The organism is Pseudanabaena sp. CCNP1317 (genome assembly GCF_034931345.1).
GTDB lineage: Bacteria > Cyanobacteriota > Cyanobacteriia > Pseudanabaenales > Pseudanabaenaceae > Pseudanabaena > Pseudanabaena galeata.
This window is the reverse complement of sequence record NZ_JAYGIF010000004.1, coordinates 122,921-136,343: the sequence shown is the minus strand read 5'-3', so window position 1 is coordinate 136,343 and position 13,423 is coordinate 122,921. Positions and strand designations below refer to the sequence as shown.

General features: G+C 43.4%; 11 protein-coding genes. 7 read left to right on the top strand and 4 right to left on the bottom strand.

Annotation, left to right across the window (positions count from 1 at the left end; translation table 11 throughout):
* Positions 1-161: 161 nt before the first annotated feature.
* Positions 162-632 carry a transposase gene (locus VB775_RS02955; RefSeq protein WP_281007037.1) on the top strand — a complete coding sequence of 157 codons (471 nt, stop codon included), beginning with the start codon at positions 162-164 and terminating at the stop codon, positions 630-632.
* 385 nt (positions 633-1,017) lie between these two features.
* Here the strand turns inward: VB775_RS02955 and VB775_RS02950 are convergent, their stop codons facing one another.
* Positions 1,018-2,808, bottom strand: coding sequence for a proline--tRNA ligase (locus VB775_RS02950; protein WP_281007036.1), 1,791 nt, complete (start codon positions 2,806-2,808; stop codon positions 1,018-1,020).
* Positions 2,809-3,099: 291 nt separating this feature from the next.
* On the opposite strand from VB775_RS02950, the gene VB775_RS02945 reads away from it, so the two are divergent.
* From VB775_RS02945 to VB775_RS02925, 5 genes are all read left to right on the top strand, one after another.
* Positions 3,100-4,332 (top strand): LL-diaminopimelate aminotransferase, encoded by a 1,233-nt coding sequence (locus tag VB775_RS02945; RefSeq protein WP_281007035.1) that lies wholly within the window; start codon positions 3,100-3,102, stop codon positions 4,330-4,332.
* A 108-nt stretch (positions 4,333-4,440) separates the two neighbouring features.
* On the top strand, positions 4,441-5,073 hold the full coding sequence (locus VB775_RS02940) for a Uma2 family endonuclease (protein ID WP_281007034.1): 633 nt from the start codon (positions 4,441-4,443) through the stop codon (positions 5,071-5,073).
* 63 nt (positions 5,074-5,136) lie between these two features.
* Positions 5,137-6,789: a bifunctional metallophosphatase/5'-nucleotidase gene (locus tag VB775_RS02935; protein WP_281007033.1), complete on the top strand. Its 1,653-nt coding sequence runs from the start codon at positions 5,137-5,139 to the stop codon at positions 6,787-6,789.
* Positions 6,790-6,969: 180 nt separating this feature from the next.
* Positions 6,970-7,572 carry a DUF721 domain-containing protein gene (locus VB775_RS02930; RefSeq protein WP_323216631.1) on the top strand — a complete coding sequence of 201 codons (603 nt, stop codon included), beginning with the start codon at positions 6,970-6,972 and terminating at the stop codon, positions 7,570-7,572.
* 239 nt (positions 7,573-7,811) lie between these two features.
* Positions 7,812-9,074 (top strand): AAA family ATPase, encoded by a 1,263-nt coding sequence (locus VB775_RS02925; RefSeq protein ID WP_281007031.1) that lies wholly within the window; start codon positions 7,812-7,814, stop codon positions 9,072-9,074.
* A 246-nt stretch (positions 9,075-9,320) separates the two neighbouring features.
* Here VB775_RS02925 and VB775_RS02920 read toward each other — a convergent pair whose 3' ends face one another.
* The gene (locus VB775_RS02920; protein WP_281007030.1) at positions 9,321-10,322 is read right to left on the bottom strand and encodes a phosphoribulokinase; all 1,002 of its coding nucleotides are present in this window, start codon (positions 10,320-10,322) and stop codon (positions 9,321-9,323) included.
* Positions 10,323-10,617: 295 nt separating this feature from the next.
* Between VB775_RS02920 and VB775_RS02915 the strand changes: the two genes are divergently transcribed.
* Positions 10,618-11,958, top strand: coding sequence for a PQQ-binding-like beta-propeller repeat protein (locus tag VB775_RS02915; RefSeq protein ID WP_281007029.1), 1,341 nt, complete (start codon positions 10,618-10,620; stop codon positions 11,956-11,958).
* Between the two features lie 36 nt (positions 11,959-11,994).
* On the opposite strand, the gene VB775_RS02910 is transcribed toward VB775_RS02915, so the two are convergent.
* Both VB775_RS02910 and VB775_RS02905 read right to left on the bottom strand, forming a co-directional pair.
* A complete protein-coding gene (locus tag VB775_RS02910) occupies positions 11,995-12,549 on the bottom strand; it encodes a hypothetical protein (RefSeq protein ID WP_281007028.1) in 555 nt (184 codons plus the stop codon).
* Positions 12,550-12,685: 136 nt separating this feature from the next.
* Positions 12,686-13,408 (bottom strand): creatininase family protein, encoded by a 723-nt coding sequence (locus tag VB775_RS02905; protein ID WP_281007027.1) that lies wholly within the window; start codon positions 13,406-13,408, stop codon positions 12,686-12,688.
* Positions 13,409-13,423 lie beyond the last annotated feature (15 nt).

Genomic DNA, 13,423 nt, shown 5'->3' with positions numbered 1-13,423 from the left:
GTCATTGGTGCGGTCATGCACAAGCTATTGCGACAGGTCTTTGGTGTTCTCAAGTCTCAGCGTTCTTTCGACCCAAATTTTGTCCAAATTCCCTCTTGACTTTTTGGTACTCAAGACAGTATCTACATTTTTTATTTATACGTTTATAAATTTCATGTTTTATGGCTTACAACCCTGAAATCCATCATCGACGCTCTATTCGTTTACAGGGCTATGACTATTCTCAATCAGGAGCTTATTTTGTAACTATTTGTACCTTTCAAAGACAACATCTATTTGGAGAAGTGAATAATGGGGAAATGCAGCTAAATGTCACAGGTCAGATTATCTCTGCGATTTGGCAAAAAATTCCGCAGCATTTCCCTAACGTGGAACTTGATCAATTTATCCTCATGCCCGATCATCTGCATGGAATTATTGTCATTTTAGAACAGGCTGAAACACTCTATTCATTAGCAACAATCATTCAAAATTTCAAATCCATTTCTGCCCGCAAAATCAATAAAATTAATCAAAATTTGGGTGTGTCTATCTGGCAACGAAACTATCATGAAAGAATTATTAGAAATGATCAAGAACTACATCGTCTGCGCGAGTACGTTTTGACTAATCCTGAAAATTGGCAGTTTTAGGTATACAGCAATTGTTTCGTTAACCGATCACCGTGAGCAATCAAGGGAAATTCTCACCGCTTGGATTGTGCTGAAAGGCGAAAACATTGCTAGATTTGTAACAGCAGTACCACAACGTAGCAGGAGGCAAAACCATGAGTAAGTTTCAAATGTTTGATTCCGTCACCTTAAATCAAGACATTCAGCTTCACTCTGGTGGAACTGCCCTACAAGGGACTGATGGTGCGATCACAGATATATAGCAATGTAAGAGATAGCTCGGACAAAAATCAAAACCCCAAAGAAGAGTAGCGGCGCGAAGCGCCGCTACTGTTTCTTTCGGTTTTGGTATAACAATCAAAGGTTGGTCAAAAAACAAAAAAGCGGCGCATTGCACCGCTTTCTTTTACTGGAGTTCATTTTGTAAGTATTCAACTACTGATTCGATGTCTACCAATGTCGCTACCTTTGTCGCCCGATTGACGATTTCGACTTTGCCATCAGCGATCGCCTTACCCGTAACCACCCGATAGGGAATACCAACGAGATCGGCATCCTTGAACTTCACCCCAGCCCGTTCATCGCGATCGTCTAGTAATACTTCCACACCTGCGGCATCAAGAGCCGTGTAGAGCCTCTCGCCCACATCCATTTGCTTCGCATCGCCCACATTCGGCACGGTGACGATCGCATGGTAAGGAGCGATCGCCTTGTTCCAGATGATGCCATCTTTGTCGTAGGACTGCTCAACGGCGGCTTGGGCGAGGCGCGAGACTCCTAAACCATAGCAACCCATGACTAGGGGCAGTTCTTCGCCTTGCTCATTAGTGAAGGTCGCCTTCATCGCTTGCGAATATTTGGTTCCCAATTGGAAAATATGCCCAACTTCGATGCCTCTGGCGGTTTGCAAGATTTGCGAAGGATCGTGAACTGCGCGATCGCCTGCCTTGGCTTTATCAAGATTTACCACCGTCGGCAATGGGAAATCTTTACCCCAATTTGCGCCAACAACGTGATAATCAGCTTCATCTGCACCCGTGACAAAGTTTTTTAAATCTGCTACGGTGCGATCGGCTAAGCGGAGAAACTTTGAGGAAACTGGGGAACTTTTATCAATATAGGAATCATCCAAACTGGGTGAGATAAATCCCACGGGAAGTTGAGAATGCGCCCATTTTTGCTGAGATTCAGGATCGGCAACTTGAAGTTTGATAACTGCTTTCCCGCTGTAGTTACTTGCTAGTTTCGTTAGTTCATTTTGCAACTTCACTTCATTAACATCGCGATCGCCGCGAATGCTGACTAGCACTAAAACCATTGTGCCGTTGTCATAAACGACTTGATAGAGAACCTGTTTGACAACTTGGGTGGGATCGCATTTCAGCAACTTGCACACAGTCTCAATGGTTCCCTTTTTGGGAGTATGCACTTTCTCAAACTTGTCAAAATGCGAAGGCATAGCATCAGGTGGTAAAGATACCGCCTTCTCGACATTGGCGGCGTAGCTACTATCTTCGGTAAAGAGAATATCATCTTCACCAGCTTCCGCTAGTACCATAAATTCCTGCGAGCCTGAACCACCGATCGCCCCTGAGTCAGCTTCGACAGCACGGAATTTTAAACCGCAGCGATCGAACATCTTCCGATAGGCGCGATCCATTTCGTAGTAGGTTTCTTTGAGGCTCTCTTCATTTTCATGGAAGGAATAACCATCTTTCATGATGAACTCACGACCACGCATCAAGCCAAAGCGAGGACGAATCTCATCGCGGAACTTGGTTTGGATTTGATATAAATGCTGTGGCAATTGGCGATAGGAACGAATCGTATCCCTAGCGATCGCCGTAATAATTTCTTCATGGGTGGGACCCAGCCCAACTTCACGATTGGCGCGATCGGTGAGGGCAAACATGATCCCTTCGGCTTTGGTGTAGGTATCCCAGCGTCCTGACTCCTGCCATAGTTCCGCAGGTTGTAACTGCGTTAATAGGCATTCTTGCGCCCCTGTGTCGTTCATCTCTTCGCGGACGATCGCCGAGATCTTTTGTAAAACGCGCCACATAAGCGGCAAGTACACATACAAGCCTGAACCCACGCGCCTGATATAGCCTGCACGCAATAACAATTTGTGACTTGTGAGTTCTGCTTCGGCGGGATCTTCGCGCAGAGTGACCCAGAGCATTTGAGATAGACGCATATTGCTGGAAGTATTCGCTGATATTCGCTAGGGATGTTCGCTAGAATTTCGTTAGCCTATTAAGTAGTTAAGACCTAGAAAGCTGTCCCGCCCGCTACGCGGGCGGGACAGCTTCTAGTTTTAGGTTTTAATTATGCCTAGCTACTTAATAGTGATTCTGCCTGACGATCATATCAGGACTTGTAGCCTTGGTGCTGACTGACAATCTTGCTCCAGCAATTCTCATTAGCAACTTGCATAAAGGCATAATATAAAGCTATACAAAAATCAAAAAAGATTAACTCATCCATCATGGCTACCGTTAACGACAACTATCTCAAACTTAAGGCTGGCTACCTGTTTCCCGAAATCGCCAGACGGGTAAATGCCTTTATCGAGGCAAACCCTGAAGCAAAAGTGATTCGCCTCGGCATTGGCGATGTCACCGAACCCTTGCCCCAAGCCTGTCGTGATGCCATGATCAAAGCTGTCGAAGATATGGGCGATCGCAGTTCATTTAAGGGCTATGGCCCTGAGCAAGGCTATGCATGGTTGCGGGAAAAGATTGCCGCGAATGATTTCCAAGCTAGAGGCTGTGATATTGACGCTTCTGAGATTTTTATTTCCGATGGCTCTAAGTGCGACTGCGGAAATATTCTCGATATTTTTGGCAATGACAATATCATTGCGGTTACCGATCCCGTTTATCCTGTGTATGTGGATACCAACGTCATGGCAGGACACACGGGCGACATCAATGAGAAAGGCGAATACGAAGGCTTAGTTTATTTACCTGTAACTGCCGAAAATAATTTCACCGCCGAAATTCCCACCCAAAAAGTCGATCTGATTTATCTCTGCTTCCCAAATAATCCTACAGGTGCAACGGCGACTAAGGAACATCTACAAGCATGGGTAGATTATGCTCGCGCCAATGGTTCGATCATCTTCTTTGATGCTGCCTACGAAGCATTTATCACCGATCCGAGTCTTCCCCACTCCATCTATGAAATTGAAGGCGCTAAGGAATGTGCGATCGAGTTCCGTTCTTTTTCCAAGAATGCAGGATTTACAGGTACTCGTTGCGCCTTAACCGTAGTTCCTAAGAACTTGATTGGCAAGGCGAAGGATGGTTCTAGCGTAGAACTATGGAAGCTCTGGAATCGTCGTCAATCCACTAAGTTTAATGGTGTTTCCTTCATCGTTCAACGGGGGGCTGAGGCAGTTTATTCTGAAGAAGGGAAAGCTCAAACTAGAGCCTTGATTGACTTCTATATGGAAAATGCCAAGATTATCCGCGAGAAACTAACGGAAGCAGGTTTAGCGGTTTATGGTGGCGAGAATGCTCCCTATGTATGGGTGAAGACTCCCGCAGGGCTAACCAGTTGGGATTTCTTCGATAAGCTCTTGCAAACCTGTAATGTCGTGGGAACCCCCGGTTCTGGTTTTGGTGCAGCAGGCGAAGGTTACTTCCGTATTTCGGCTTTCAACAGTCGCGACAACGTGAATGAAGCCATGCGCCGCATTCTCGATAAGTTCAAATAGAAAGAACCTCTGTGCTTTGCACAGAGGTTCTTTCCGCAGGGAAAATTCATAAATTTTCCCTGCGCTATAATTCGCTCTTAACGTTACGCTATTTTCAGAGGTACGATCATGGTCATCGCTCAAGCTAAACCGATCGCAAAAAATATATCTCCAGAATCTGAAGCTTCAGAATCCAAAGTTCGCATGACCCTAGAAGAATATCGGGCGATCGCCGAAACATCTGAAGAACGTTATGAATATTGCAACGGAGAAATTATTACCATGTCTGGAGGAACGGCTACTCATAGCGAGATCGCTAGCAATCTGTTGATTTGCCTAGGCTTTTTGCTTAGAGATACAGATTTTCGTTTATACAATAGCGATTTGCGAGTATGGATTCCTGAGTATAAGTGCGGTACTTACACCGATCTGATGATTATTAATGGCGAACCCGAATTTAATAAAGAGCGCACTGATGAAATTCTAAATCCTTTATTGATTGTGGAAGTTCTATCTCCCTCAACCGAAGGCTACGATCGCGGCGACAAGTTTAGAAAATATCGCTCCATTCCTAGCTTCAGTGAATATTTGCTCGTCAGCCAGTCAGAACCCTATGTAGAGCAATATCACCAAATTGATCGCCAAAATAATAACGATCGCTGGCAATTACAAATATGCGATCGCATAGAGCAGACTATTCATTTACAGAGCTTAAACTTAGAACTGCCAATGCAAGAAGTTTATCGGCGGGTTAAATTTTAAGCGATCGCTCAAAACAAGCGTTAAACTGTCATAGAAAAATCTTTGAACTTGAGGGTGATGCCTGTGAAAGCGAAGAATAGTTTTAAAGCGATCGCCAATTACTTAAAACTGAAACCTCAAATTTGGCGATCTTTGCAGATATTCGTAGCTTTTGCGATTACCTTTCTAATTGTTGTTTCTCCTACACTGTTAAATGTCGTTGCACAGGAAAGTCGCTTCTCCCTCAGGATTTTGCATACCAACGATCATCATGCCCATTTGGAACCTGCAAAATATGGTGATCGCCTATTGGGTGGAATTGCCCGTCGTCGGACGCTCATTGATCAAATTCGTGCAGAGAACAAGGCTAATCAAGAACCTTTATTGTTATTGGATGCAGGCGATATTTTTCAAGGGACTCTCTATTTCAATCAATATCTAGGTCAGGCGGATCTGGATTTTTATAACGCCCTTAACTACGATGCTAGTACAATTGGTAATCATGAGTTTGATCGCGGACAGCAGGTACTCGCCGACTTCATCGCTAAAGCCAAATTTCCCATCATTTCCGCAAATATCGACATCGCGCCCGAATCTCCACTCTATGGCAAAGTTCGTCCTTGGCATGTGCTGAATATGCAAGGCGAAAAGGTTGGACTGTTTGGTTTGACGACTCCCGACACCGCAATTTTAGCTAGCGTTGGTGAAGGTGTGAAGTTTACTGACCCGATCGCCGCAGCAAAAGCTTCAGTGTCATCTCTTAAAAAACAGGGAATTAATAAAATTGTGGCGCTAACCCACATCGGCTTTGAGAATGATGTCACATTAGCGCGAAAAGTCCCTGACATTGATATCATCATCGGTGGTCATAGTCATACATCTGTCGGCAATATTCCCAATGCTAATCATCCCTATCCATTGGTTGAGAAGAATGGCACAAAAGCACCTGTGCTAGTAGTAACTGATTGGGAATGGGGAAAATATTTGGGGGATTTATCCGTAAGTTTCGATCGCGCAGGTAAGTTGATTGCTTGGGCAGGTAAACCCCATGCGATTGATGCGAGTATCAAACCCAATTCAGAATTTATGGATAAGCTCAAAGCCTACGCTGCACCAATTGAAGCATTGCGCCAAAAAGTTATTGGTAAATCTTTGGTTGCGCTAGATGGCGATCGCGTCAAACTACGCAATAGCGAAACGCCTCTAGGCAACTTGATTGTCGATGCAATCTTGGCAAAGACAAAGGTGGATCAAGTTCAAGTAGCGATCGTTAATGCGGGTGGTATTCGCAATGGATTTCCTTTAGGTGATATCACGATGGGGAATGTGTTAGAAGCCCTTCCGTTCGGTAATACAATTACGCGGGTGGAGTTGACTGGCAAGCAGTTAATAGAAGCCTTAGAGAGTGGGGTAAGTATGGCGGAGCAAGGGGAAGGACGATTTCCGCAAGTGGCAGGAATTCGCTTTGTCTGGGATAGCAAACTACCCGCAGGCAAGCGAGTTACGAAAGTAGAAGTAAAAGATGCTTCAGGTAAGTTCCAATTGTTAAATTCCGAAGATGTTTATCGAGTCGCAACAAATAACTTCCTTGCCTCTGGTGGTGATGGTTATCGCGTTTTTGCTGAAGGCAAAAATCTATTGGAAACTGGTTATCTGCTATCGGATGCGATCGCTGAATATATTACTGCTAGTTCCCCTTTGCAGATAACAACTGAGGGTCGCATAGTGCGTCAGTAATTAACCTCATCCTCTTTTAACGTGAGTTCGATATAGCCATTTGCGGCGTGCAAAGCACGCCGCAAATGGCGAAAAATGTTAAGAATCGCTAAGCAATTCTTAACATTTTTCGCTTTCGTCGAACTGACGTTAATTTATAAAAATGCTAATCTTAAGCAAAGTTCTGTTTGGTTTACGAGCATGTCCTTGACAGGGTTACCAAATATTTTGCACGACATTCAGGCGCGTACTAGCTGGCAGCAACGCTGTCAGTATTTGCTGATTGTCGAAAAATGGGCTGATATTGTCGGTGAGTCGGTAGCTAAACAAACTTGCCCAATTGGCGTATATCAAAAAGCGTTACAAGTGGCTGTGTCTAGTTCGGTTTGGTCACAGGCTCTGACCTTTGAAAGAGTACGGATTTTGGCGAAAATAAATGCTCTATTTGCTGGTTCTGGTAATTTAGCGATCGCTGACATTCATTTCTCAACTGCAAAATGGGCGACCCAACAGCAAACCTTAAAAGAGCGCAAAGTGGTCACCGAAGATCATCCTAGTTATTTACCACCAGCGATCGCTAAAGAGTCATCACATCCTCAACTCAAGCCAAATCTTAAAATCAAATTAGAGACTCCTAAAGCACCTGAAACAGCCAGTGAAGCCTTTCAGCGTTGGCAAAATGTAATGAAGTTAAGAACAAATCAAATGCCCCAATGTCCAAGATGCGATCGCCCCGCTTTAACTGGTGAAATATCTCGTTGGCAGATGTGCCGAGTTTGTGCGATTGAATATTTATTTAAGTAAAGTGGTTAGTATAGCTAAACACTTTACTTAAATAACTGATGTTACATAGAACGAATATAGCCCTCACCCCCCAGCCCCCTCTCCCATTAAGGGAGAGGGGGAGTAAGAATAATTTCTTGTTCCCCTCTCCCCTTTTGGGAGAGGGGCTAGGGGTGAGGGTCTTGTAAGCTTCCACGTAACACCAGTTAAATAAATAAGAGGCTTAAGCCCATTGTGATTCACCCAATTATTTCTGCGTTATGTCAAATCTTGAATCTCTCCATGCTTGCAATCCTAGCTTTAATATCTGTATCCAAAAAGAATCTCATTACTATATAGATTTAGCATCGGCAAGGGGAGAGGATGTGGTGAAGCGAATGCGAAGAGCGATCGCTTTATCTCCTAATAAACCAACCTATCAATTATTCTCAGGAAATTTAGGCAGTGGTAAATCAACGGAACTGCTACGTTTAAAATTTGAGCTTGAGCAGCAAGGCTTTACCGTAATTTATTGTATGGCTGACCAATATCTCCAAATTACTGATGTTGGCTTAACGGAGCTTTGGCTAGTGATGCTGATGCTGATTTTGCAACAAATAGAAAACAAAGGAGATTCATTATCCCTAGCTTATTTACCCAATGCGATCGCTGAAATCGAAAAATGGATGAAAATGACTCCATCGGTAGGCTCTTCCCATGTGCAACGCTTACAAAAAATTTTGGAAGCGTTGCAAGATAGTGAGCAGAACCGCCGCCAGTTACACCATCATTTGGAAACACGTCTTCCCAATTTGCTAATCGTGGCGATCGAAGAAGTAACGGGAGTCGCCATTGATCAGCTTAAACAAACTGGAAAAAAAGGGTTAGTGTTGTTGGTAGATAACCTTGATCGGCTATCAACAGATCAGGTAGAGATCATTTTGGGCAAAGGTGGTAAATATTTGCGTCAATTTCAATGTCACACAATCTACTGTTTGCCATTGCTCGCGATCGTCTGTCCTGATGAGCAGTTTCAGCAAAAATTTCAACAATTTTTGAAGGGGAATTTCGCAGTTGTGTTGCCAAGTTTGCAGCTATGCGATCGCCATGGTGTGATTAATCATGAAACTCTCAATCTACTACGACAAATTGTTTTAGCAAGAATGCTTCCTAATATAGCCCCTGAAATAAGACTGGAGAAAATTATTGAGAAATTTGATTGTCTAGATACTTTGGATCGGTTATGTCTGGTGAGTCAAGGTCATCTCCCCTATTTACTATCATTACTAAAAGGTTGCTTACAATTACAAGATCCGCCCATCCAGCTTGAGACGCTCAACCACGTATTAGAAAGCGATCGCACCACGCGGCTATCAACGATGAATGATGGCGATCGGCAAGCTTTGCAGAAATATTTGATTGGCTATCACCTGCTTACGCCCGAATTGCTCAATTTGTGCCGCCGCCTCTTACTGTTTGAACATCACGATGATCAAGGCTATTGGTTTAGCAGTCCTTTGGCAACCAAAAATCAAGGGAATTAGCGGTGCTAATTCCCTTGATAATCCTTCAATACCAAAACACAAAATGGCGTAGCCATTTTGTGTTTTTAACGTCAGTTCGACAAAAGCGAAAAATGGTAAGAATCGCTAAGCGATTCTTACCATTTTTCGCCATTTGCGGCGTGCAAAGCACGCCGCAAATGGCTATATCGAACTCACGTGTTTTTAAAACCCATTAAGGTTGCGCCCCACAGGGGCTTAACCTTAATGGGTTTGGTAATTTATAATCTAGGCTGCGACCAGTTGTTCTGATTCTTTGATGAGGCGCTCAAAGGTTGCCCGCATCTTCAGTCCAACGATAATTTGCAATAGCCCAGTGCCATTGTTAGACCCTGGATAATCAGGATGCTTGAGCAGCAACTGGGTTAATTCACCGTAGAACTTGGTATTGATGCAACTGAGATGATTTTCGATATAAACCATCTCTTCAAGGCGATCGAATTGTCCATCAATCTCCAAGACGCTTGCGGGTTGACCAAGCCAGCTATCGGGACCCGAAAATAGCTTGATTCCGGGATAAGAGCAAGTTAGCTTTGTACCGCAGGGAATCCAAGAAATTGTTGAACCTTCATCAAATAAGTAAGCTGGCTCAATTCCCTCAACACCACTGCGTTGAACTAAGCGCACCCGCAATACTTTCCGCTCTGTATCATTGGCAATCAGATTCGTAGGTAAGATTTGGATAACCACATCAGCATGAGCTTTTTGAGGATCAATATACGCTTCAAAGTCGGGTCTACGGGATTCGATCGCCTGCATGACATCCGCAAGGGTATGACCACGCTCCGCCATATCTCGTTGAATCTTCCAAGCAATTTTGACTTCATCACTGAGATCGAGGTAAATACTGAAGTCAAGGAGACTCCGCACACGCTCGTCATAAATTGGATGCAAGCCTTCAATCACAATCACTTTATTAGGCTCAACTAATTCAGGAGGATCGAGCAAGCCTGTCTCGTGATTGTAAATCGGTTTCATGATCGATTTACCTTCCTTGAGGGCTTTGACTTGCTCATACATCAAGTCAAAATTATTCGCACGCGGATCAAGTGCAGTAATTCCCGTTTCTTTCCGTTGCTTGCGATCTAGGCTGTGATAGTCATCTAGACAAATCACGGTCATAAATTCTTCGCCAAACAGATCAGTTAATCTGCGTAAAAATGTGGATTTGCCACAGCCAGAGTCTCCTGCAACTCCAATCACAACAACTCGTTTGGGTTTACTGCTCATAATTCTGAACCGATCCTTATAAAAATTGATTAAATTGTATTTATTATTACTTCTTTCCCAAGATCAAATCTACCAAAACAGTGATACGCATATTTGATTTTGATTTAACTTTAATAATTGCTGTTGTTTGTGAATTTAAAGCAAAAATAAACTATAAATTATAATATTTAAAGCCTTTGAAAAATATAGCGATCGCCATTAGGGCGTAGCCGTAAAATAAGGAATCAGATTTTTGATAGCGCAATGCAGTCGCGCTACCAAAAATCGGTTCCCCTCATTAAATTGCAGAACCATTATGCATGTCATCAACTCAAAATTTAAGTTGCCAGATTCGCGAAAGTTGATCAATTTTGGGAAATACTTTCTAATTTCCTTGCTGCTTTTATTGGGCTTGCATTTCGTAGCTTACGCAAATAATCCTGAAGTTATAATTCAGCCTGAATGGACTGCTAACTTGCAAGCAAGTACTCAACTGATTACGACTGGCGAGCATTTATTTGTAATTGAGAACCCGAAGTATAGTGAAGAGCCAAGAGATTATTCGGCTACTTTATTTGCGATTAATACTGCGTCAGGGAAAGTGCAATGGCAGCAGAAATTACCACCTTATCAGACTCTTGGTAGCCGCCAGTTAATTTTAGAGAATGGAACTATCTATGCTAGTCATGACAATGGCGTTTTGGGATTTGATCCTGCAACTGGTTCTCCTAAAGCATCTTTTAAATATGCAGAAGATATACGTGGCGGTATCCGCGATCGCTTGATGGGCATACATCAGGATATTGCTATATATGGTGATTCTATAGCAATTGATGAGAGTGGCTCCAGTCTCGCAGGCTATCAAACAAAAGTATTTGGTATTGATAAAGATAAAACTATTTGGTCATATCAGCTTCCTAAAACTAATGGGTTGATTGGTATTCAGGCAATCAACCCATTAGTACAGAATGGAATTCTATTGTTACCATCCTTTCACGACACAACCGCAGGTCGTATCGAACAATTTACGGTGATGGATGTCGCTTCTGGTAAAGTTCTCTGGACTTGGGAAGCACCACAAAATCCTAATGGCTTATGGTCAGCTAATGTTTTTGGAGATACGATCTATACTTCGGTCTTTGGACATACTAAGACGCAGCCATCGGGACGCATCCGCGCGATTGACCTCAAAACTGGTAAAGAGAAATGGTCGTATGTCATTACTGGCAAAGTCAAAGCCGTAAATGAGCGCGAAATCTTGATCTGGGAACCTACACGCAACTCTAGTGGTAATTTTGTATTTTTAGACAAAGAAACGGGGCGATTCTTACGTAGATTTACAGTGACCCGTGAATATGATAGGGAGCCTCAACATTTAACTTGGGTAGATGGTCGGGTTTATATAGAAGATATGGAAATCAAAAATGTGACCTTGGGCTTCTATGGTTCTGCTGATAACAATAGCTGGGTCAGCGCCTTTGACGATAAAACTGGCAAATTAGTATGGCGAACTCCTACTTTGATGAATAGCCATATTTACTATCCACCCGTGGTGAGCGCTATAGCCGATAAACCAGAGAAGAAACGTTTGATTTTTGCCAGCAATTTCCTACGAACAGAAGGTAGTAGCAAAGTTCTATCTTTTGTCATTCCCTAAGCAAAAAAGGCATCGCTTCGCGATGCCTTTTTTGTGTTACACCTTGCTGCGGAGAATATCTCGACTGATCGCATTTTGAAAATCTTCTACATGAGATGTGTTTTGTGGCAGCCAAACATCTCCTGTAGCGATGTCCCTTGGTGGTAAGACATCATAAATCGGTTCTTGCAAAAAGTAAGTGTCCTTAAGCTGTACTAACCACGCTTCTTGTCCTTGGTCTTGTACCCTTGATTGAATATCAATGAGGCTCGTGGGTGCAATGTCCAAATGGCGATCCAGTTCAAAATCTACTGCCAAGTTATTGCGATCGCATGGAAATATCGAAGCGATCGTCGCTAGTCCTTGAATTGCACAAGCAGGGAAAGTCTCAGTATCGAAACCAAACTCATCCATAAGTTGCCGACAGATATGTGCCGATTCAGGATTATCAGGATAGCCAAGGGAATGAATCAAGACTCTACTTTCAATAGAAGTTTTGAGAAATTCAGGCGGATTGAAAATAACTAGGGTCGTGTATACCCTCGCTAAATAACAAACAGCCTCTTCAGGGCATAAAGAAATGGCTACGGTTATGGTTGCGCGATCAAGCATGATGCAGAAATGCAAGTACTTTTGATGTTTAAGCTGACAGCATACAACGATTGTTGAGTTTGTGCTTTGCTGCAAATGACTTAATCTTGCGCCAAAATCGTTGATTTAGAGCGAAGACTGGCTATTTTGCTTAACCTTAAATTTCAGCAATAAAATCGTTGTACTGACTGACTAATTCCTTGACGGAAAGTTCAAAAAGTTGTTGCCCATGCTCCACAGTGGCGAGGGCAGGATTTGATCCCATGCGCCCATCGGGGTAGCGTTTGCGAAATTCTTCGGGGCTATAGATGCGGCTATCTTTATTGACAGAATCACTAAGGGTCGCCTTTTTGATCGCATCGGGATAGAGATACATCGTCACTGCAATTTCGCTAGGCGTAGCGTGATAGCCTTCCTGATTGCCATAAAGCTCTTTGACGAGTTTATAAATTTCACCACTTGCCCACCAGTTGCCGAGCCGACAGCGCACATCGGGCAGTTCGTTATAAATCTCGGTAAAGGCGGTTTTAAGAACAGCGATATTGCCACCATGCCCATTCAAGAAGAAGAAGCGTTTAAATCCATGCTTAGCAAGCGATCGCACCACATCATGAATTACTAAGGTCAGCGTGGAAGGCTTGAGGCTAATCGTCCCTGCAAATCCTGTGTGATGCTCCGCCATGCCCAGAGTCAGCGTCGAAGTCACTAAAGCATCAGCATTTTCCCCCACCGCACGAGCGATTGCTTCGGCACAAATAAAATCCGTGCCAATTAATCCCGTGGGACCATGCTGCTCGGTGGAGCCAATAGGAATAATCACCGCTGGCGATCGCTGCAAGTAGGCTTCAACTTCTTGCCATGTGGATAAATGTAGGAGCATAAAATTTATTTGGAA